Annotated in this window: 13 protein-coding genes and 1 pseudogene; 9 read left to right on the top strand and 5 right to left on the bottom strand. The window is 53.0% G+C overall.

Annotated elements, in window-relative coordinates:
- Window positions 1–19: 19 nt before the first annotated feature.
- On the bottom strand, window positions 20–5,374 hold the full coding sequence (locus tag LEPTO7104_RS40460; RefSeq protein ID WP_155523800.1) for an ATP-binding protein: 5,355 nt from the start codon (window positions 5,372–5,374) through the stop codon (window positions 20–22).
- A gap of 677 nt (window positions 5,375–6,051) precedes the next feature.
- On the bottom strand, window positions 6,052–6,396 hold the full coding sequence (locus tag LEPTO7104_RS0126580) for a DUF5674 family protein (protein ID WP_017301630.1): 345 nt from the start codon (window positions 6,394–6,396) through the stop codon (window positions 6,052–6,054).
- A gap of 183 nt (window positions 6,397–6,579) precedes the next feature.
- Here LEPTO7104_RS0126580 and LEPTO7104_RS37430 point away from each other — a divergent pair, with 183 nt between their 5' ends.
- The 8 genes from LEPTO7104_RS37430 (at window position 6,580) to LEPTO7104_RS0126545 (ending at window position 19,272) form a co-directional block, all read left to right on the top strand.
- On the top strand, window positions 6,580–8,979 hold the full coding sequence (locus LEPTO7104_RS37430; protein ID WP_017301629.1) for a hypothetical protein: 2,400 nt from the start codon (window positions 6,580–6,582) through the stop codon (window positions 8,977–8,979).
- Window positions 8,980–9,014: 35 nt separating this feature from the next.
- Window positions 9,015–9,428 carry a hypothetical protein gene (locus LEPTO7104_RS37425; protein WP_017301628.1) on the top strand — a complete coding sequence of 138 codons (414 nt, stop codon included), beginning with the start codon at window positions 9,015–9,017 and terminating at the stop codon, window positions 9,426–9,428.
- 1 nt (window position 9,429) lies between these two features.
- The gene (locus tag LEPTO7104_RS40455) at window positions 9,430–9,672 is read left to right on the top strand and encodes a hypothetical protein (protein ID WP_155523799.1); all 243 of its coding nucleotides are present in this window, start codon (window positions 9,430–9,432) and stop codon (window positions 9,670–9,672) included.
- Between the two features lie 105 nt (window positions 9,673–9,777).
- On the top strand, window positions 9,778–10,086 hold the full coding sequence (locus LEPTO7104_RS37420) for a hypothetical protein (RefSeq protein WP_017301627.1): 309 nt from the start codon (window positions 9,778–9,780) through the stop codon (window positions 10,084–10,086).
- Window positions 10,083–10,754 (top strand): hypothetical protein, encoded by a 672-nt coding sequence (locus LEPTO7104_RS0126560; RefSeq protein WP_083887143.1) that lies wholly within the window; start codon window positions 10,083–10,085, stop codon window positions 10,752–10,754. The genes LEPTO7104_RS37420 and LEPTO7104_RS0126560 overlap by 4 nt, the downstream gene beginning before the upstream one ends.
- 8 nt (window positions 10,755–10,762) lie before the next feature.
- A complete protein-coding gene (locus LEPTO7104_RS0126555) occupies window positions 10,763–11,002 on the top strand; it encodes a hypothetical protein (RefSeq protein ID WP_225887055.1) in 240 nt (79 codons plus the stop codon).
- A gap of 6 nt (window positions 11,003–11,008) precedes the next feature.
- The gene (locus LEPTO7104_RS35485) at window positions 11,009–17,593 is read left to right on the top strand and encodes a strawberry notch C-terminal domain-containing protein (protein ID WP_155523798.1); all 6,585 of its coding nucleotides are present in this window, start codon (window positions 11,009–11,011) and stop codon (window positions 17,591–17,593) included.
- Window positions 17,594–17,616: 23 nt separating this feature from the next.
- Window positions 17,617–19,272 (top strand): bifunctional DNA primase/polymerase, encoded by a 1,656-nt coding sequence (locus tag LEPTO7104_RS0126545; RefSeq protein ID WP_225887054.1) that lies wholly within the window; start codon window positions 17,617–17,619, stop codon window positions 19,270–19,272.
- Between the two features lie 10 nt (window positions 19,273–19,282).
- On the opposite strand, the gene LEPTO7104_RS35480 is transcribed toward LEPTO7104_RS0126545, so the two are convergent.
- The 3 genes from LEPTO7104_RS35480 to LEPTO7104_RS0126530 are packed head-to-tail and all read right to left on the bottom strand — an operon-like array spanning window position 19,283 to window position 21,927.
- Window positions 19,283–20,425, bottom strand: a complete 1,143-nt coding sequence (locus LEPTO7104_RS35480; RefSeq protein ID WP_155523797.1) for a hypothetical protein — start codon at window positions 20,423–20,425, stop codon at window positions 19,283–19,285.
- Between the two features lie 54 nt (window positions 20,426–20,479).
- The gene (locus LEPTO7104_RS0126535) at window positions 20,480–21,703 is read right to left on the bottom strand and encodes a relaxase/mobilization nuclease domain-containing protein (protein WP_017301619.1); all 1,224 of its coding nucleotides are present in this window, start codon (window positions 21,701–21,703) and stop codon (window positions 20,480–20,482) included.
- A complete protein-coding gene (locus LEPTO7104_RS0126530) occupies window positions 21,700–21,927 on the bottom strand; it encodes an alpha-amylase (RefSeq protein WP_225887053.1) in 228 nt (75 codons plus the stop codon). The genes LEPTO7104_RS0126535 and LEPTO7104_RS0126530 overlap by 4 nt, the downstream gene beginning before the upstream one ends.
- Before the next feature lie 129 nt (window positions 21,928–22,056).
- On the opposite strand from LEPTO7104_RS0126530, the pseudogene LEPTO7104_RS41855 reads away from it, so the two are divergent.
- Window positions 22,057–22,976, top strand: a pseudogene (locus LEPTO7104_RS41855) (DDE-type integrase/transposase/recombinase); the annotation flags it as partial.

The raw sequence follows: 22,976 nt of genomic DNA, 5'->3' as shown, positions 1-22,976 counted from the left end.
TTGGAAGCCAAATAATCGCTTAACTGGTAGAATTCGACAAAGAATCAGCCACTTGATCTGCTAAAAGGCTTGCTCCTACTGCATCAATTTTCTGTAATTGACTAAGCAAAAGCTTTAAGTTTTTGCATCGAGATTGTCTATCAACTATCCAGGTGTAGTCAGAATCCCAGAGTTCGGCTAAAACTTGAACCAAAACCTTACTCTCTTCGCTCTTGTCATTAGAAACAATTTTCGGCTTTTCAATCAGAAACCGAAAAATTATTCGCCGTAATTGCTTGAAATTTTTAAATGTAGCGGTGCGATAAAGCCTCCACCTCAAACGAGAATTAGGAAATAAAAGTTTTTGGTAACGTTTGACGAAATCCACAGCAAACCGATCTATAAAAGCCACATCTACAGTGTACTTAGGCTCTTGAGAAATAAGTTCAATCATTCGTTCCCAAGCATTCCCTGTTCTTCCAAGGGTCTTAAGCTCAGATGTCGACTGTTGTGTAAATTCATTGAGATAATCTCCAATTGCAAAGACTGCTTGATGATGCAAGGAAATATTTCTTTTTTCAGCGGCAGAACTATCAGCAGAACTGTATATCAGTCTATCAATCACATGCTCTAGGAAAATACAGTCAATCAGACTGATTTCCTTGAATTCACAAATGATTTCATCTAACTGTCTCAAAAAACCTGATTCTCTTGGATTAAGTATTTCATCTAAAATCTGAGACTGAGATTGATAAAGATGTATGTGTACACGTGAGCCACTATAAATATGCTTCTTTTCTTCATTAGCTTTAAATTCAAAATATGTATTTTCTCGTTCATAAATCAACTCAGCTATTACTTGATTCTTTAGGTCTACAACGTAATCTGAGTTTTTGTCACTTTGTTCTACGGTTCGAAATATGGGTACTAATATCGCCAATAAGAATTCCCAGTCAAAAGAATGATGAACATATCTTCCCTTAAGCCATGCAGGGATTTTTTGTAAAGACTCATTCAAGGCTTCTGGGACCCACTCAGAGGCATTAAAAATCGTAATCGGTTGCAACTTATTCTCGGTGAAGTCACGCTGTAAGCTTACCCAAGCCTCCTGAACTTGAAGATCCTCTCTCTTGCCAACTTCATAGTCAATTTCTTCAGGGCGTGGAACTATATAAGAGCCATCAGATCTGGCAACTTTCTGAATACATCTAGCATAAGCTAAAGCATGAGTTAGCGTTATTAATCGGGCAATATAAGGAGCTAAACTGATAATTTTTTGAGTAAGCGAATGTTCAAACCCATAATCCTCAAGCCAAGACCTCAAGAAAGCTGATGTATCTCGATTCCGCGCTCCAATTAAGCATCGAAAAGTTGTAGCAAGAATTTCGCTGTCAGACTTAAGCCTCATTATTAAGTTAGGAGCTATATGAGAAATAAAGGCACTAGCATCTACGTTGAAAACCTGACAACGACTGAAACGATCCAAGGAGAAAGGAGCATTCACAAGAGTTTCCGCCAAATAACTTAAGTCAGCTTCTAATTCTTGATTTAAAGGTTTGAGTGGTGGCTGTAGGATGATCGCAACAGATGCCCAGACAACATCAAGAAATGACTTTGATTCGAGAGTATTCCTAAGCATTTCAATTTTTTCATCACTGGTCAAAATATCTTCTAGATGGTCATGGAGCTCTAAGGTTTTTTCCTGTTCTCCATCAATAATTTTCCGACATGTCATTGTCAGCTGAAGGTGCTGGAGATTTAGAAGTGCATTCTCAGCTCTGGCATCAGTTTCGTCGTCTTCAGGTAAGTTTCCAACAAACTGGAACTCATGTTCATCTTGATGATTAATTTCTCTTTTCCAATTGTTTGGTTCAAACCACGCACGAATTTTTAAGGCTCTTCTGCGGCTTACCTCTGGAACTAATGCAAGCTGAATATTGTCCCAGTTATTCAAAACTTTTGTTTTTGCTTTATCCGGGATAACTTCATTCACCCATAAGCTCAAAATTATTCTCAACAAATCATGCTTACGGTATGAAAGTCGATTAAACTCCAGCAGTTCCCATTGCTCTTCCTTTACAAGTTTTCTAGAACCAATGCTGTCGAAAACATAGTTTTGGCCACTACTATCAATCTGTTCGAACTCTAACCATACGAGTAACTGTACTGATGAAGTGAGCGGCATTAGGCAGCCACTTAAGAGACGAGAGTCACATTTCGCCAATGTCACTAAAACGCCTAGAAGCGCAACTGTATCACTTTGATTAAATATGGTATCTACAGAGCATTCAAGTTTATGCCTAGAAGGGCGACTGTAAAGCCATCCTTCCAATGTCATAAGAAGGCAGTTAATAATTTTGGGGGAAAGCGGACTGTTTCGGTGCCAGTAAAGAGTTTTGCATTCTCCTTCAAATTGCTTGTTGACGTTTTCAATAATTAAACTAAGCTCATGTGTATCAGCCCGAAGAGGATCAATTGAAAGATCTTCTAAGGAAGTTGTCCTTTGGTCGATTCTTTCGTAATTCTTTTGGTTGTTTTTTGTCGCAATTTTGCAAAGAATATTAATGATTTTGATGGCAACCACTTCATCAATTTCTAGCAATGAGAGCAATGGGAGGAATTTGAAGGTACAAACATCAATGTCATCAGAGCCAGCTATACCGAGATGTCGATCATCCCAATCAAAATCCGCATCATTTTCATAGCGGTAGCTTGGCGGTTTAATTATCAAAGCTAAGAATAACTCGACTCCAAGTTGGGGATTGGTAAGGATAACTGCATTTAGATACAGACCATTTCGGTTAAGCATGAACTTTCGGAAACGGTAATCAACTCCTCCTGAGGGGCCTTGTGGATGCGGCGTTTCAAGTATTCCCACACCAGGTCTGCTAAGAAAAGATGAAACTTCAGTTGGTTCTAGTTTGTTTGACGGGATAATTTCTCGGCCTGCCAATACTCTGAGAAACCATGTTGCACGTTCTTGAGTGATGCGGAGAGCAAAAACTATACAAGAAAAAGCATTTTCCTCAAAATCACCCAAATAGTAGCTTCTTATCCTAGGTGGCTCCGGTAGCGGGATGATCTCTTTCTGTTTTCGTTTAAATAACTCCTCAAGTTCTGCAGAGTCAATACTGCGCCCTCGTGGCTTAGGATCAGGCAACAATACTTTTTGTGCTAAATCAAGCGTAAATTTAGCAACTTCATTTCGAAGCGAAAACTCTTGTGCCTTCTCACTCCAGTTCAACCAAGCCTCCGCTGCCTTAAAAACTATGCATGATTCTTCAAGTATGTTTTCGGGATCTTGGCAAAAGAGCCAACGCCATATAGGTTCCCAAAACTCTGGTTGAGGAATTCCGGTTAATTTCTCTCGAATTTTAATGCGTGTTTGGAGAGGCTTAGATTTATAGTCATTTGCATAAAAGGAGTATTGTGTTGTTGCAATCCCTAGAAGGCGAACAATGATACGTTCAATTATAAAAGACAGGCTTCCGTCTGGGCATCCTTGCAAAACACAGCTTGGTTGCTTGCTTAAAATTGCACCATCTAAAAGCAAATCCAAAAGTTGTAAATGCTTGCATTCTAAAGCTTCACAAAAAATTTCCTGCCAAGTTTCCCTTTGCTCCTCTTCTAATGCTAACTGTAGTGAAAACCAGCGAACTGGTTGAACCCAAAACGGATTTTGCAACCTTTCTACTAAGTGTTTTCCTTCGATCTCCCTACGGTAGCTTCGAAGATATTGAAACCTTGCACAGTCTCCAACAAAGCGATGAGTGGTAGCGAGCCGCTCGTCCACAATATGAAGACAATCACGCCTTACCAAAGCGTGTAAAGTGCTACTATCAATAGATGGATCGAAATGACACGGAAGATCAGGCACAAATTTATCGGCCAGCCCCTCAGAAATTTTTATTAATGCTCGACTTAAATCGCTAATTTTTTGCCCATTTTGAATGTAGTCTTGCCAAAACCAAGTAAGCAAGTCTAGATCGTTTCTAAAAACAGGTATATCAATTTTATTTTGTTCAATACTGCGAACTAGCCAATCAATTAACTTCAAATTGAGCGCAGGTCCAAATTCTTGATATCGCTGAATCAGCTTGACAATACTATCAGGTAGGTTCTCAGAAGACTCAAGTTCTTCTACAGGAAGTTGCGGTAGTTCGACATCAGTGTATATAGAACTGCTTCCCAATCTGGCAGATATCTTTTCATGGATACGATTTTTAGCATCTATATGAGCAACAAGAATGAAACGGACATTTGCAAATGTACCAGCAGCCAAAGTGTTTTGCAGCAAGTCTAAAACAGCATCCAAGTGGTGATTATCTACGTCACCCAGGTCATCAATTATGATGAGATTAGGTTTTTGAGTAATCTGCGCATTTAAAAGCTCGTCAAGCCTTCTTAGTTTCTGATTAGCATTTACTTCTGAAGACTCAGTAAAAATAGTGATGTCAGATGCTTGTAAAAATAAGCAGTCAAATTTTTGATTAAATTCTTGCAGGACACTTAATTTGCAGAGCGCCGACTTTCCTGAACCAGAGGGGCCGACAAGGAGAGTAATGTTGTTCTCATGTAAAGCTCGTCGTAACGCCGAAAGCTCAACTCTAGGCAGAATAATATCTCGACCAAGCGTCTCTCGAACAGCTGAAAGTCGGCTCTGAGAACGACTGAATAGTCTAGCAAGGGTTGTACGAAATGCCTTTAGGCTTCCGTCGCTAGAAAGCTCTTTCCAGATTAATGTACTTATACTCTCTGGAGAAAACCCAGAACCAAGCTGAAGAAAATACCCTAACCAGCGTGCAATTGTCGTCTCTGCATCTTCATTCCTCACAAGAACTTGTAGTTCAGTTAAAAGATCAACTCTTGGATCAGGAACTATTTCATAGCGGATAATTTCCTTAAATAATCTCAATTCTTCTTGAGGATATCCTTGAGATCGGGTTCTCCATCCCTGTATAACTTGCTGGGGATTTTCATCTCCTTCTAACTGGCCTGAGATTACAAATTCGAGACGTTTTGCTAGCTCAGGAGTTTTGGTAGAAGCGAGTATAAAAATTTGCCATAACTCCTCAAGAGCTTTCCTGAGACCGCTAGCAGAGAGGGTTCTCTTTGCCTGAGTTAAAGTAATATATTTCCCAGTCTCAATAATATCGGAAATAGCTTCTGAAAGAACACCTTTGGCTACTTCTAAATCTTGGCGTTCAATATCAGTTGATGCCTTCCATAGAGATATGATTTTTAGAAGCGTTAACAGAAATTGGTATTCAAAACCACTAATTGATAGCAATCCACCCTGTGCTCGCTCAGAGTGATTTCGCTCCCATGCGTTCCTCAACTCAACAACTTGAGCAAGTAACGAGAAGTCATGAGATTCTGAAGCTGAGGTTGGCATCTATAACTAAATCCTCATAGTTATATATAGAAGTCTAGAATTGAAAATTTGTAGAGGGTATCGATACTATGTCTGCGAATATGCTAGTTCTCTTGAACTATAACGCATCTCAAGCGGTGAAGTATTTAGAGCTTCTATATCTTTTCTGAAATGTCTGATGAATATGGATTCTGTTTAACAGCCAGAGAAATCTAATCAGTGATTGTGTTGCTAACAGTCTCTAAACAGAGTGCTGGTACTGTTGTAAAGGATCGCCCGCCAGGAAAATTGAATACCAACCGTCACGTAGATTGGATCTTGGAAAAGACATTTACCTCTTCACTAACTTGCTGACAGTTCAAGTCGCCTGTGAATTCGATCGCACCACTGCTGAGCCAGTATCGCAATCTCCTGTCGCTTATTCTCACTAGCCCAAAGCTCTGACCAACTTAGCTTCCATCGACTCAGCAATCGTTGCAAATCTACCAGCTCAGTTGCGAAAGCTACATCCGTTTCCAAATCAACATTTGGGACAGCCCATTCAATAAAAAACTGACTCTCCCTGACTAGGTGTTGAGCAACCGACTCATCTGTGCCGCTCTTCGCCAAGAGCTGAATCCGCGTCAAATTCAGGGCCAAACTATCTAGCTGAGTCGCCCGGTTAGCCTGAAGATACTGTGCCTTGAGAATGTCCCAGTTTATTGCCATTCAACGTTGCCCAAAAGAGATTGCACGATTTGGCTAATGTCTTCCCGCAGAACAGGCTCTTGAATTTCCATCGACCTATTATTCGCACTAGGGCGAATGTTGATGAGTGATTCATACCCAACCGCTTGCCTGAGTGGATACCAATCAGCCCCCCAAATGTTGGCCTGCTCACTGCCATCATCCAGCAAAATAAGCTCACAATCGGTGTGAAGTTCCCCACCTCCGGCTAGAATCCTACGCTCAACATCTACAGCTAGTTTAATGTAGATTCCCAGAGCCTCTAGCATCTGAAGCATTTGCTCGGGTTCCGCACGGCTGCGGATGATCTGGATCATGGTGGTTCAATTAGCGGATGGATGCAAATGTACCATGCCGCACTCAGGGTAGACGCCAGCTTTTTGGATCTAGCTACCCAATATTTGCCCATCTTTTCCATAAACCTGCCATAGCCGCCCCCTAACCTTTGGCATACAGGGCCTCCGAGGGAACTCCATCCGCCACCCCTCGCCCTGGGAGCTATGCCCAGCCACCTTCCCAAAACTCTAACAGCCGTTTTCCTCGCCAGCCTTCTCGCCCTTCTCCTGCTGCTGGCTCCCATCCTTGGGCTTTCCCCAGCCCATGCCGACGCCTGGGACGAGCATATTCCCTCCACCCTCTACAACGGGGCAATTGTCCCCGACTGGGGCCACATCAACTTCTCCACCCTGCCTGTCATCAGCGAATCTGGCTCCCTACAAATCCCGGATTCCCTCGCCGCGCAGCTGGGCTACAACCCCTCCCGCATCTGGTCAGAAAACACCCCCATCGACCAGGTGCTGATGCTCGGTGACCTACAAGACGCCTTTGGCCTGCAAACCTTCAACCTTGCTGCCATTGCTCAACTCACCGGGCTCAACCTCAACGGCATCAGCCTGGCCAACTTTCCCCTCATCGCCCAACAAACCCTCGCCAGCCTGGTCGATGCTATTCCCCAACTGGCCCAGCGCACCCTCGACCAGGTACCCATCCTCAAAGACCTGGTCAGCCTCAACGTCAACAACCTCGACCCTGCTGCCCTCAGCAACCTGGCCCTGCAATCCCTCAACCTGAGTGACTTCGGCAGCAGCCCCCTCTCCGAACTGGCCAGCAACGACCTGCTGGGTCAGTTCTCCCTCGGCGACCTAAATCTGAGCCAGTACAGCTTCAACGCCATCCCCGGTCTTACCCAAACCCCCTTGGCAAACCTCCAGGGCTGGCAGCAAACCTTTGTCGGCCAGGTGCCGGGGCTCTCCCAGGTGCCCTTTGCCGCCTTTCCCAATGCCCCTACCGCAGGCTACTTCGGCTTCATCGCCATTGACGATGTCACCTACGGCCCAATGGAGCACCGCAGCACCCCCACCCAGCGCTCCATCACCGGCAGTGACAAAGTCGGCTTCACCTATCAGTGTGCTCAATCCCGAGGTTGCGCCTACTTGGAACTCAACTCTCCCGTCTCCCTTGGGGTTGCGGGTGACCCCAGAGGACTGCATGGGGCGCAGTGGATTAAAGGCGGCACCGGGCCAGGTGCGCAAATGGTGCCGGGTGGACACGGCATTCTAGGCGCGATCAACGGCGGGCAAGAACCGACGGGTCGCCTGCCCTTTGGCCCGGTCTTCAAAGTAGTGCTCACTAACACCGATGAATCGACCGGCAGCGGCAGCTTTGGTATCTACTTCCGGGTCTGCCACCACGGCTTGATTGACCTGGGCTGTACGCCCTACTTCATTGGCCCCATCCCCTGGTTCAGCGCCCAGGAAAAAGGCATTGTCTTTGTCGGTGAGACTCCCGGCACCCCGCCAGGCGATATTCCCGACATCCCACCATTGCCTGCTGAAGTGCAGCAGCAGATTGATGCCCTGATTCAGGCCAACGAACCGGATTTCCTCAGTGCGGTGACTGTGGATAGCCCTTGTCTGGCCAAGGTGATGAGCCAGGTGCCGCCCACGGAATCGTCTGCCGCTGCAACGACGGTGCCCAAGCTCTTGGAAGCGGCGCAACGGGCAGGCATCACCGATCGCGCCCAGCTCGCCTACATTCTGGCCACCGCCGAAACCGAAACCAACTTTCGGCCTCGCAATGAAGACGGCGGCTATTGCGGTGAATATGGCCCCGGCTGCTACTACGGTCGCGGCGATGTGCAGCTCACGGGCCAGAGCAACTACCAGTATTGGTCAAACCGCCTCGGCGTAGACCTGATCAACCATCCCGAACTGGCCAACCAGCCAGACCTAGCCGCCACAATTGCCGTGGAAGGCATGCGCGATGGCACCTTCACCGGCAACCGTTTGGGTCAGTACATCAGCGGCCAGAACCATGACTTTGTCGGCGCTCGCCACATCGTCAACGACAGCGACAAGAGCGATCAGGTGGCGCAGCAGGCGGATCAGTTTCTAGGAGCCCTCAATCAGTGCGCCACCGTGGCCACGACCACCGACACCAATCTCACCAGCGCCAACCATCCCGGACAGCTGATTGCTCGCTCCAATGGCAACGCCACCGAGCAAAAGATTGTGAATGCCATCAACGCCCACTACAACGAGTCTTCAGAAGGTGGGCCGGGGAGTGGTGAATTGGCCTGTGCCTATGAGGTAAACCGGGTTCTCGCAGATGCGGTCGGCCACAAAATCGGTAGCAATCCCAACTATGTTCCTTCCGTCGAAGCTGACTTGCAGCAGGGTGCCGGAACTCGGGTGACGACAGCTTCAGCCCATGCCGGAGACGTGATCGTTTTTCGGGGCAGTCAGGGCGAGCACATCGGTTTCTGCATGAATGACGGCTGTACCCAGGTCATTTCTAACTCATCCAGTAAAGCCCAGTTTCGCTGGGTCGGCAGCCGCGACTCCTACGACGCTTACTACGGCAGCCAGAGCGCCAACCATATCTATCGCGTCAACGGCTGACGGTTTATTCCCTTTTTCCTAATGAGGTCATTCCCATGATTCGTCGATTGTTTGCACTCGTGGTTATCGCTGGCTTGATGGGGCTCCCCATCGTCATCACCCTATCGGGCCTATTGCCGGTCATTCCGCCTGCGATCGCCGATGTCCAGACCGATACTTCCACGATCACCACAGCAGTGGTTCAAGCCCTAACCTTTCCAGGCCAACCTAAGGATGCGAATCCCCGCGTGTCCCACGTCGCCGTAGTCGGTAACTATGCCCTGGTGGATTGGCTTTTGGGCGATGGCGGTGGCGAAATGCTTTTGACCCGTCAGGACAATGCCTGGCAGGTCGTTGGTGGCGGCGGCGGCGCGATGGATAGCCGCACCTTGATCGAACTCGGTGTCCCTGAGGTTACCGCAGTGCAGTTGGTGCAGCAGCTCCAGGCTCAGTGGGGGCAGAAGCAGTGACATGGCCTGTCGTCACTTTTCTAACCGCACAGTAGTCACCCTCTGTCTGAGCTTCACGGTCGGACTCTTGCTGGTGACACTGCCTTTGCTGGGCTGGGGCCAAAATCCACAACCCTCGGCGCTGCTGGCTCCCGTTCCGATCCAGCCTTCTCCTACCGTGGCAGCTCAGTCCTATCTGCCCAGTCCGCTGCCTGGTGTTGAACTTCCCGACACGGCACGGATCTGCCTGGAGACCTTCGGCTAACGCTTCGATGTTTTCGGCACTGTACAAGACCAGGGCCAAACCGTTTATCTCCTGGGCATCTATCCCGACTTTGTTACCACCAATCCTCTCGATGCCAGCGATGAGGTGATTGTCGTTGACCCGCAGCGGGGGTGCGATCGCATCGTCGATTCCACCTCTATCCGCCGTCCCCTCAGTAGCTACGTTTCCGCCAAAGCCGCTGAAAGCCTGGAACTTCAGCGCTATCAACACGCGATCGCCCAACTGGGCAGCCTCGATGCCTTTCAGCAAAGTCTGACGGCCCACATCAACGCCGAACACGGGCTGTATCTCCTCTCTGCTGAGCAAGTGAACGCCCTGAAGCAACTCCACGTAAGCTTCCCCGACACCTATCGCCTGCTAACCGATGACACCTTTCCTCCTCCAGAACCATGATTCGCCTTCGCCACTTCTTCCTCATTTACCTCCTCTGTGGAATTGTCTTCCTCTCCGGCTGCATGGTCGCCCAAGGACAGGAAACCTCCCCTAGTCCCGGTGCCCAAACGGTATTACCGGAATTCCAAAGCCTGCTGCCCAAGCTCCAGCAACAGACTCAACTCGCGATCGTGCTCCCTACCCTCATTCCCGCCGATGCTCTGGTGCCGTCAGACGGACATTCGAAGCCCTACCTGAACGTGCCGATCACCCCCGATGGCCACTTCCAGCAGGTCGTTCCCCACCTCACAATCGCTACCGCTTCCCACTACGAAATCTCCCTCGATGCGACTGCCGACTGCCAGGGCGACGACAGCTGCTCCTTCGGTTTTCTCTCCGGCGAGCAGGTCTTTCAAGACACTCCCAAGGTGGCATCCCTCTATGCCTACGAACTTGAGCCTGACTTTCAGCCGGTGGCGCGATCGCCGGAAGCCATGGGCACTGTCGCCCTGACGAACGGCATCACTGGCTTCTTCATTCCCTTTGTCTGCGGTGCTAACTGCGACACGTCCAAGATTTTTTGGGAGCAAAGCGGGGTGCGCTATGGCGTCGGCATCCGCTACGGCTCCCAGGCCACCCTGATTGCTTTTGCCAACTCGGTCATTCAAAACGAAAGGACAAACCCATGAACTCTGTTATGACACCCGCCCCAATTGAGGCTGAAGTCGCTGAAGCTGCCTTACCCGAGAGCATCAGCGAACTGACCCAAGCCCTGCAAGCCGTTCTCCAGCAGTACCTCCCCTTCGTCCCGGAAGATGTCTCGGTCTTCTTTGGTGGAGCCGAAGTTTACCGCTATTGTCCCTCGGACAACAGCGTTGCCTGGTGGGGCTACTACTGGGGCGACCCGGAAGCACCCTCAGCGACGGTGGAGCCATGAGTCCTCATGCAACCCGATGCCAAAGAGCAGCTCATTCAGCACTTCCGCGATCGCCTCCTGGCCGGTGTCAGCTATGCCCGGATCACTGAGGCCAGACGGGAAGCAACGGACGTTCTAGGACAGCTCATCATCCCCGGTGATCCGCTCACTAAAGTGGTCGATGAAGCCATGGAAGCAGCGGTGGTGCGCGCCTCCGGCCCAAGCATCGCTCAGTGCCCCACCACCTACGACGCCTACGATCGCCTAGTGGATCTGCTGGAGCAACAGCCCAATCTCACCGTTCGTTCGTCTACCTCTGTCCTCCAGCAGGCGTACAGCACCCCGGTTCCCATCGCCTATCTGGCCTCCGTTCTGGCTGATATTACTCCTGAAACATGGGTTTACGAACCCACCGCCGGAAACGGGGCGCTGCTGATTGGGGCAAATCCAGAGAAGGTGATGGCCAATGAGATTAACGGCGATCGCCTGGCCGAACTCCAGACCCGAGGCTACCGGCAGCTCACCCAGCACGATGCCACCAGCTATCAGCCCCAGAAACCAGTAGACCGAATCATCTGCAACCCGCCCTTTGGCTCGGTTAAGGGAGCCAACCACCGCACCCAGCGCTTCCCCATTGCCGATACCTGGACGACCCAGGTGGATCAGGCGATCGCCCTCAAAGCCCTGGAGGCAATGAAAGACAACGGGAGAGCGGTGCTGATTCTGGGAGGCAAAAAGGGAATTGACCCAGAGCTCAGGTCTGAGCGCTACAACACCCGCGAAAGTCGGGCCTTCTTCTACGTCCTCTACAACCAGTACGCCGTCACCGATCATTTCTCAATTTCCGGTGACCTCTACCGCAAGCAGGGCGCAGGATTCCCCATCGATGTCATCGTCATTGCCGGACGGGGACCGTCTACCCGGCATCTCCCCGCTGCCCAAGTCCCTGACCTCAAAACCACCTTCGCTGAACTCAAGGAGACCTTACCCCATGGGCCAATACGACACCTATCCCCAGATCTGGGCACCGCCCCACAACAGTTCGTTGTTCGTGGTGAAAGTGCCTCAGAGCCTGCAAGCTCTCGACGAGCAGACCTACAAAGCCCTGATGGTGGAACGCCTCGACGGAATGATTCAGAGCTGGCTAGACATCGCGACCCTCGAAGCCACTCAAACCCTGCTGGCCCGTGGCCTGAGCGATCTGCATCCCTCCCAGGACTTTCCACTGCTAACCCAGAACGACCCGGAGACCTTCAACCTATGGGCCTGGCGGCTGGAGTGGGCGGAAGCCTTCATTCTCCACAACTCAACCTTCAGCGAAGCTCTCTGGCTAACGGGAATGGGGCAAACCACCTTCCCGACGACGCCATTTTCACCGACCCAGACCCAATTCGAGCCGCTTCTGGAAGTCCATCAAGACACCCACCTGGAAGCCTGGCTCATGGCCCTGAGCGCCACCCTTCAGCACTAGGCAAGGACATTCCCATGGAAATCTCCCCCGAATCCAACACAACGTCAACACCAGAAGATGCCTACGCCCAACCCAAGCAGGTGGCGTATCTCCCCAAAAGCCAAGGCGTTTCTTCCCAGACGCTGATTCCCTTCAACATGGTGAGTGCCGCCCAAGCGGCGCTGGATAATTTCGAGCAGCGCCATGGCGATATTGACGAGTATCTGGCCACCCGGCTGGGCTACGCCTCAATTCAAGAACTCCACCAGTACTTCAGCGCAGAGCAGGTGGATACATCAGCGCTGGCGATCGATAATCTGGAGCGCGGGCAGGGTTTCATCACAGGCGATCAAACCGGCATTGGCAAAGGCCGAATTTGTGCCAGCATCATGCGCTATGCCCAGCAGCAGGGCAAGCACGCCATCTTCGTCACTAAAGATAAGACCCTCTATGCCGACATGATGCGCGATGTCTCCGACATTGGCACCCATCAGTTTCACCCCTTTGCTACCGACATCAACATTCAAATTCCGCTGCCCAACGGCGGTGAACTGCTCACGGGTCGAGGTGCCCAGCAAGAAAAAGCCATGCTGGAGATGATGCGCTCCGGCACTCTCAACAATCACAGCGCTATTTTTACGACCTATAGTCAGTTGCAAACAGTGGGCAAAAAAGAGCCCCTGCGTCGGGAGTTCCTGAGAGCCCTCGCCCCCAATGCCATCCTGATTTTGGATGAAGCCCATGAAGCGGGCGGCACCAAGAACGAATGGCAGCTAAAGAATCAAGCCCCAGATCGAGCCGAGTTTGTTCGCCAGCTCATCGACCTCTCCTCCGGTGTCTTCTACTCCTCTGCCACCTACGCCAAGCGTCCCGATGTGATGGATCTTTATGCCCGTCGCACCGACCTGCGCCTGGCCGTCAGCAGCATGGATGCTCTGGAGAATATCCTCACCCGTGGCGGGGTGCCTCTCCAGCAAATGGTGGCCAGTAAGTTTGTTGCCTCGGGCCAGATGCTCAGGCGCGAGCGCTCCTATGACGGCGTCAGCTTCGAGGCCAAAGTGGTGCCGGTAGAGCGCGAGGTGGCTGATGAATTCTCTGCTGCCATGCGAGCGATCAAAGACTTTGACCGGGCCAAACAGAAAGCCGTGAAGGAACTGGACAAAGAACTCAAAAAAGAAGCCAAAGCCCTGGGAGACGACAACGCGATCGGCGAAGTTGGGGCCAAAAGCACCAATTTCACCTCCTTGATGCACAACTGTATCGAGCAAGGGCTGCTGGCGCAGAAGTCTGAAGCCACGGTGCAGGAGGCGATTCACTCCTTGCAAAACGGCCAGAAGCCAGTGATCGCCGTGGCCAACACCATGGGCAGCTTCATCCAGGGGTACGCCGATGCCCATGACCTCAAGCATGGCGATCGCCTCGACCTCTCCTTCTCCAACTTGCTGGAACGCTATCTGGAACGCTCGCGGGATGTAGTGTTGCGGAATTACAAGGGGCAGAGCGATCGGCACCGCCTCACCGACACAGAACTCGGCGATGAAGGACTCTTCGCCTATGAAGATGCCCTGGAATCTATTCGGGAAGGGGACTTCAGCCGCATTCCCATCAGCCCCATCGACTATATTGAGCAGCGACTGGAGCAGGCCGGTTACCGGATCAGCGAAGTCACCGGACGCAAAGCCGGACTGGACTATGCCCCCGATGGTACGACCACCTACAAAGTTCGCACCGAGACCGAAACCTCTTCCAAAGCCAAGATTGAAGCCGTAGCTCTCTTCAATGCGGGCGATGCCGATGCCATCCTGCTGAACTGCTCCGGCTCCACCGGAATTTCGCTCCACGCTTCAGAAAAGTTCGCCGACCAGCGCCCCCGTCACATGATCGTCGCCCAGGCCGAGCGAGATATCAACGTCTTTATGCAAATGCTGGGCCGCATTCACCGCACCGGGCAGGTGGAGTTGCCCAGCTACACCCTGCTGATGGGCGATCTCCCTGCCGAGAAGCGACCGGGGGCAATCCTCTGCCGCAAGATGGCCAGCCTCAACGCCAACACCACGGCGTCACGGGAGACCGACATCTCCATCAGCAATGTGGTGGATTTTATGAATGCCTACGGGGAGCAGGTGGTCAATGAACTGCTGAGCGATGATCTGGAACTCAATGCCCAGCTAGACTTCCCCACCCTCAAAGCCCAAAACGACGGTTCAGAGGTGGCCCTGATTAAGCGGGTGACCGGGGCGATTCCCCTACTACCGATTGAGCAGCAGGAAGCGGTCTATGACCTGATTGAATCCGAGTACAAAGAACTGGTGGATCAGGCCCGTGCCATGGGCGAGAGCATCCTGGAGGCAGACCAACTCGACCTCGATGCCCGCACCACGGCGCGGATGGAGGTGATTCCTGACGACAGCCCCGTGAAGACGGAATTCACCGGGCCGGTGTATCTGGAGATTGTCGATGCCAAGAGTGCCAGCAAACCGCTGACTCAGCTTCAGGCGGTGAATGTGCTGCGGGAGGGGCTGGGGTTGGAGGCGGTGAAAACGCTGGAGGAGCATGACCCGGAAGTGCTGGAGGCTCCGTCAAAGCAGCGGGCGGATGAGGCGATCGCTGCCCTTACCGAAGCGACTGAACAATACCGTACCGCCGTTCTCGCCACCAAGAAGGAAGAGTCGGCGGCCAACAAGTTCAGCGATCGCCTCGACAAACAATTCGACCAGGTCTCCTCCACCCTTGAGCAATTCCCCAGTGGCACCCCGGTTCGCATTGTCTCCGGCACCACCCAGAGTGTCTTCTACGGCGTGGTGTCCAACATCGATCAGAAGATTCGCCCCGGCAGCCCTGCTGCGCCCAACAACTGGAAGATGCGCCTGCTGGTCGCGGACTCCGCCCGGCAGATCACCGTGCCCCTCTCAAAGCTCAATAGCTGGCGAGAAGGGGCGGTGAATATCACACCTCAAGCCCAGGACTGGTTTGGCAACGACGTTTACAGCCTCTTCGATAAGTTTCAGCAGAGCGGTCGGGTGGAGCGGCAGATTTTTACCGGCAACATTATCAAAGCCTTCGAGAAGTACCCCAAAGGCAAGTTAGTGAACTTCACCGACCATCAGGGCCAGGTGCGCCAGGGGCTGGTGATGCCCAAAGAATTTGATATCCGTGAGGAGCTGGATAAAGAGCCGGTTGCCTTTAAGCAGGGCTACCAGGTCAAGGCGTTTCTCACCGATCTGACCAGTCGCCGGGGCGCAGTGAAGACCCTCGACGAACTGCTAATTCTCAAGGCCCAGGCCAATGGCGACAGCTTTGTCTTGCAGGCTCCCAAGGCCAAAGAATCGGGGGCGAAATACTTCCTCGATGAAGCCCTAATTGCTTCGGTGGGCAACGATTTTCATTCCGTGGCGGATCGCATGGAGGTGGTGGTGCCTCCCGAACGGCTGGAGCAAACCCTCACGGTGCTGATGAACCAGCGCCAGTATACCCTAGCCGCCTTCGACCACAAGGATATCGCCCGTGATTATCTGGGCATTCAGCTCCCCAAACTGGAAGTGATTGACGCGGCGACACCTGCCCCTACTCCTGTTCGGGAACCTCAGCCCCTGCTGCCGCCGCTTTCTCCAGTCTCAACCCAGCCCACCCCTTCTGCTGGCGGAATTCTCCCACCCAAACAGCAGCAGGGCCAAATCGAAAAGCGGATCGCCAACTTCCTGGAGAAAGCTGGGATTCGAGAAGTGGTCACCGTAGGCGAAGACTACCACCTCAAAATCGAGAATGAGCCCTATATTCCTTTGGTGGTGGAGCGGCAGCTCGATGAGCTGTACCTGACCCACTACCTGGAGCAAAACGGCGACACTTTTATCGACACCGAAATGGTGTTTAAGATTCAAGGGAACGGGCAACTTCGGTTCAAGGAAATCGCTACCCAAGACCCGATTCGAGGGGGAGAGCTGAGAGCCCCGGATCGGCTCTTTGCCCAAACCTTCTCCCGCAATATCCAGCATCAGGGCTTTGCTGAGGCAGCAAAGCAGCAACTTCAGGCTCAGTCAGTTCAATCTCAGGCAGATGTGACTTCTACGGTTCAACCCACACCTGCTGCCAGTGAGCCTAGCTCCCTGAAGCCAGAGATCAAAGCCTACCTCGATCTGAAGGCGCAGCATCCAGATGCATTGCTCTTGACCAAAACCGCAGATGGCCGGTTTTACGAAGCGTTCATGGCCGATGCCAGAGCGCTGGCGGAGAAAACCGAGGTCATTCTCACCAGCACCGATTCCGGCAGCCCCGAGCTGGGTCGGGTGCCTGTGACGGGCTTTCCGGTTCATGCCAAGGACCGCTATCTCGAATGGCTGCGGCAGAGCACCCCGGTGGTGATGGTCGATGGCTCAGAGGCCATTGAGGTGCATCCTCAGATCGAACCTTCAGAAAACCCGGTGGCGGATCCGGTCAGTCAGGCCAGCGAAGCACCCGCGATTCCTGACGAGCCAATCAGTCCAGCGATCGCCCTGGCCCCTGAAATACCACTGACCGCAGAAGAACAGCCGAGTCTGTTTTCTCTGGAAACCTTTGAAGGGACAGCCCAACCTCTAACCGCACTCGTTCAGGGCGATCCGGCCTGGAACCAGACAGAATCGCCCCAATCGCCTGATGAAAAGCCGGTTGAGGCTCCTCTAGCTGTCGAGGAAACCCAATCGCCCCCGCCAACCACGGCTCAACCCACCATCGACGTCCTGCGGCAGTGGTACCGCCATGCTCGCGATGTTGGCCGGTCAGAGAAGCACCTGAAGCAGATTGAGGTAATCAGCCGGGGTGCAATGGTAGGACAGGCGCTGGGCGATCGCGACCTCCAGGCGATGACCCGCGATGAATCCGCCTGGCAGGCTCAGATCACCACCGTCACTGAGCAGGCCCGCTCCATCCTCAACCTCGTCGGTACCCAGGACAGCGAAGGCCAACACTTCAGCGGCAAAACGTACCAAATCCACGGCAACGACCATCACCTCAGCATCGCGGCTACTGGTCGAGGGGATCTCCTCAACCTAGAGCAGGGCCAGATCACCCTCTCCCAAATTACCCACGTCGATGCCCAGCGGTTTCAGACCTTTGCCGAGCTAATTCAAAGTCGTGCGTTGATTGTTCAAACCGCTCAACGGCAACCCGCTGGTTTAGAACCCTAACCTTTCCCTATCCGGTGATGGCCATGGCCCTTCCCCACAATGCGGGCGTCTGGGCGACGGTGCAGTGGTTAGCAGCCCGTCACCTGCCTGCCCTCCCTGTTGCCCCAGCTCAAGATCCTTATCGCTATCCCCGCATCGTGGCCGCGAAGCCGCAGCGGGGTATCTACGATCATGTTGAGTGCCACTGGCAGGACGGGCAGCTTCGACCCAACCCCCTATTCACCGGCAAAAACCCGTCCTACCTCGATGGGCATGGGATTCCCCATCTAGTTTTTCACCACCACTTCCAGAACCGATTGCCGACTCAGCAGGAACTACGCCAGTGGTTTGTCCATCCTCAAACCGGGGTGGGGTCTCTCGGGGGGCATCAGGGCTTGGCCTGGATTGATTTCGATACCAAGGGCTTTGAGTCACCCGATGCCTGTGATCAAGCGATCGTCCAGTGGCTGGATCAGCATCCTCGCCTCAAAGACACCTTTACCGAGCGCACCCACAGCGGCGGCTGGCGATTCGCCGTCAAGCTGCAAACCTCGCCAGGCTTTACCAATTTTGCGTTAACACCGGGCGGGGAACACGTTGGCGAAGTGTTGGGAGCCGGTCGTTTTACCGTTCTAGCTCCTACGATTGGCCCCAGCGGGAATCCTTACCTATCCTTTCAGCGAGTTGAGCCAGTCGAAATTGAGAATCTGTCTGAAATCGGTCTCTTTAGCTCATCCTCCCGGCAGGTAGAACAGCGCCCCATCGACTACCAACCTAGGCTGCCCTTGCCGCCCTTGCGAACCGTTACAGGCCAAGGAGCCATTCATCTAGCAGACCTGGTGACCGCCAGAGTTCGAGATCTTCTCGATGGCCAAGATCTTTACCAGGATGAGTCCATGTCGCTGGTCGCCGCCGCCCGAGAACTCTATGGCAGCGAGAATTGGGCCTTCGCCAATGGGGTTCCGCTGGTGGGCGATCGCGCTGAAGCCCTGATTCACCGCGTCGGCGATGCCTTTGGCTATGACGACGACAAGCTCCGCCGCTGCCTGGCGTTGGTTAATCCTGACACCTGCCAGCCAGCCAGCGTGTATCGAGGGAATGAAGCGGCTCTGTGGAAGCGGGTACGGCGCTTAGACCGAGGTGTTTTTGAGGCTCGCTGCCCGACGAGCACTCAGGTAGAGATTGCCAAACAGATCGAGGCTTATCGGCGATTGTCCGCCCCAAGTTCAAATCCTTCCGACTTGCAGAACTCGACGCTCATCCAACTCCGGGACTGGTACCGAATCGCCAGAGCCATGGATGCCCCTGAGAGCACTTTGGAATCAATCAAAACCATCGGTCAGCGGGTAGCTGAGGGCAAACCAATGCCGAGGAAATATCGAGAATTAATGCAGCAGCAGGTTCAAAGCTACTGGCAGCAGGTGGATACCGTGATTCAGCAGGCTGGAGGTATCTTAGAAAACGTAGGGCAACATAGCAGCGCTACAGGAACCGCCTTTGAAGGGCGCACCTACCGAATTGAAAGCCCCTTCGATGGGAGCTTGCAGATCTCTGCCCAGCACCGGGGCACTTTGCTGCTGGTCGAAGCGGACTCTATCCAAACTTGTCGATTGGGAAAACCTGACTTTGACCAGTTCGCTCGCTTCGTTCAGCGGCTCTCCCCGCAATCCTGCTGGGATCGTCCTCTGGAGCTGGTTTGATGGGGCGGCCTCACACCCGCTGAGCAATGGCACGCCACTGCTGCCGATCCTGTAAGGATGGACTAGTAGTCAAAACAGTGCCCTGCCAATCGTATCGAGCAATTTCCCGATCATCCGTCTTGGCGACAACGGTCAGGGTTTGAGCGGCGCTGTCTCGGGTTAGCCTGTACCGGTTGCCGTCTGCGATATCGAGTCCAGGACGGGGCTGGGTGGTACGGTTACGCGCCTGGGCCAGCTCGAAGGCGCGATTGATGGCGGGATAGATAGCCGTAGCCCACTGCTGGTCTGCGATCGCCCTCACCCCAGCTTCTAGAGTGGCCTGCTCTAGACCTCCTGAGAGGTCAAACTCCGCCGCCCAACGGTGCATGTACTCATAGTCCAACTGCTCCTGCTGAGTCTTGAGCACGCCTAGAACATCCCGCCATTGCTTATCCGATTGACTCTGCTGACCCCACCGCAATTTATTGACTACAACATCTTCTGGCGAGACCAGATACACTTCGCTGCCGTCAGGCCAGGGAATCAGGCGGCGACGCTGAAATTTGAGTCGTTCATACTCGTTATCATCGGCCAACACCAAATCAGCTCGGGAGATGGTAGCCACCTGGGTGACTTGCAGGGTGCGCATGCGACCCGTCATCGCATCGTCTACGCCAGGAACATAAAACCCAGCGGCTTCTAAGGCTGTCACCAGAGGCGTCAAGGCATCACGAGGAACAGAAATGACCACGTCTAAATCACGAGTGGTGCGCGGTTCGCCATAGGTAATCGCCGCCGTGCCCCCAGTCACATAGTAGGGAACACCGACGACGGCAAAAATGCGGTGAAGCTGAGCGGCCAGTTCGGTCGAATCCTGAATCCAGGTCATTTCAGAGCCGGTAGGAATGTAATCGGGGGGGCAGTCTTCCTGTAACCAGGCTTCCGCCAGTTTACGGGCAAAGGCCTGGGGGGAAAGGTGGGCAAACTGGCGGCTCAAGCAATGCAGGGAAAGTTTCCGGGCACTTTGCATCATGGTAGCCGCCATGGTTACCCGCTCTGTCGGAGTGCGCTGACTGAGCAGATGAAAACACAACAAATCGGTCTCAGAGCCTGTATCGTCAGCCTGAGGTCGATATCCCGGTGGTGCAGAAAGGGATGGAATCTGAGTCGCCATTTAGGATGGTGTGCGTTCGATTTGATTCTACTGTAACCACCAGCCAAAGACGCTCTACAGCTCCTGCAATGGAGATTGAACGGAGACCATATCCACAATCCGCCGCATCTCTTCGAATGCCGCCAAGTCATGTTCTTGAATGTGCTGAGCTGCGGTCACTCTCAGGGCTTCCCCTTCAACCTGCCCTTGAATCCTTAGTCCTCTATCGTCCAAGGATGTCAGTGAGAACTCGCGGGCAGCGGAGTCATAGCTTGAGGCATAGCGCTTACCCGAAAGCCGCCAAACGCCAGCCTCGGTTTCCTGCGTTCTTCCCGCCTGATGGTTGATGGTGAAGACCTGGAGCGCGATCGCCAACATATCCTGAGCTAACTCCAGTTGAACTGTGGAGTTTTCTTCCACCTGGGGTATCACGGCTGAATCTCGATCCTTGGACTGTTTCACCAACTGCCGACACTGCTGAGCCGTCAGCAGATTCACTCGGCGCAGCAATTCATCCTGTTCGGGGGCGTGGTCTATCCCCAGATGCCGTTGCAATCCCTTGAAGGAGTAGGCCGCTCCGAGTTTGTACCCCGGAAAAGCAATGCCCTCCATGCCATAGCTAATGCCATCGATCTGGCCATCGCGGGCATAGAGCCGCACGGAGATATCCGCCGCCTTCAACCGTGTCACCAGCATCAGCATCGAGGGCTGGTCTGCGGTGTGTGTTTGGAGCGATCGCCACAGCTTTTCCTTCGTCAGCTCCCCACCCGTGCGTTCCTTCAGCCGATATTCTCCTGTGGTCAGGTTGTAGCGCTCTGGCTTAGCTCGAACCTTCGTCTGCTCTAGGCCAAAGGTTTCTTCCAGTTCCCGTTCTAGATGCTTCAGCCGAATTTTGATGAAGGCATCATCGACCCACTTGGCGTGCATATCGACGGCACTGGTGACGATGTGCCAATGCTGCACCTGATGCCGCGCCTGGCGATCATGGTGCTCCACCACAAAATACTGGCAGTCCTGATGGCCAGTCCTTTCCAGCACGGCGTTGGAAATGGCGCTGATCTCCTCCGGGCTTTTGTGCTCCTGGGGCGATAAACTCACCGAGTAATGCACCATCGTCTTTTTTACCCGAGGGTTGTAGTCATGGACGAAGCGAAACTCCTCCGCCAGTTCCTCGGCATTTAGCCCCACCATGTTAGTTGCCAGGATGGGCTCAGCTTGCCCTTGCTCCTGTTTTTCAGGGGATAGGACATAGCTCGTTAGCCCGTAAGGGTTGGCTCCCTTGGAATAGTTGATGTTCATGATTTTGGTAATACCTTTTCGATAGCGTCACCCAGTCTTCTCAGCGCGATCTCTCGCCGCACCTCCCAAATGAGTTCCAGGACATCTTCAAGCTGATGGCCCTGACCCTTGCTCTTGAGGGCTTCTGTGAGTTCCGCGAGCTGTTGAAAGAGGCTCAGGTTAATCAGCGGCCCTTCTACCTGCCGCCGCCGCTTCAGGCCGCAGTCCAGCAGATAGGTGCTCATGCTGGTTCCGGCCCCGACCGCATACTGCCGGATTTGAGCCTTCTGTTCCCACTGTGACAACAATAGATGAGACAGCTTAGCCAGTCCCAATTAGAGTAGAAGGAACGGTTATCCCGCATGTCAGACTCTATGCAATCGCAGCTCTTGAATCCTGAAAACAATGGGAAAGCCGCCCGTCTAGATCCCGAAGTTCTAGAAAAACCTGTCCGCCGTCAATTCACCGCCGCTTATAAGCTCGAGATGGTACAAGCTGCAGATCGGTGCACTGAGCTGGGTCAAATCGGGGCCTTACTGCGACGAGAAGGGCTGTACTCATCGCAGTTGAGTACCTGGCGCAACCAGCGACAACAGGGGCAACTGCAAGCGCTGGCCGATAATAAGCGGGGCTGCAAAGCCACAATTCCGCATCCGGTTCAACAAGAGCTGGCGCAATTGCGCCGAGAGAATCAACAGCTGCGCCACAAAATAGCAGCAGGCCGAACTGATCATCGATATCCAAAAAAAAGACTTCGCAGTTAATGGGGATCTCTCTGAGTCCTATCCATTGCGACGAGCCCGACTGAACCGTGCTGCTGAGACCCTGGCGCTCGACGTGGGCGTTGCCCCGGCTTGCCTGGCGTTAGGCGTCAGTCGAGCCACCCTGTATCGTCAGCGTAGCCCGTCCACGCCGGTTCGACCTAAACCGCAGCGCTCCCTGTCTGTGGCAGAACAGCAGCAGGTGTTAGCCTGGCTCAATTCAGAACGATTTATGGATTGTTCGGTGGCTGAGGTCTACGCCACGCTCTTGGATGAAGGCATCTACCTCTGTTCGATACGGACCATGTATCGACTGTTGGCCGCTGATGGCGAGACCCAAGACCGGCGTCAGCAACGCCAGCATCCCACGTATACCAAGCCAGAACTGTTGGCCACCGCGCCCAATCAACTCTGGTCTTGGGACATCACAAAGCTCCGTAGCCACCAAAAATGGACGTACTTTCAGCTCTATGTGATTCTCGATGTCTTCAGTCGCTATGTCGTCGGCTGGATGGTGGCGCATCGCGAATCGG

It is taken from the genome of Nodosilinea nodulosa PCC 7104 (genome assembly GCF_000309385.1).
Taxonomy (GTDB): domain Bacteria; phylum Cyanobacteriota; class Cyanobacteriia; order Phormidesmidales; family Phormidesmidaceae; genus Nodosilinea; species Nodosilinea nodulosa.
This window is presented reverse-complemented; position numbering and strand designations above follow the sequence as displayed.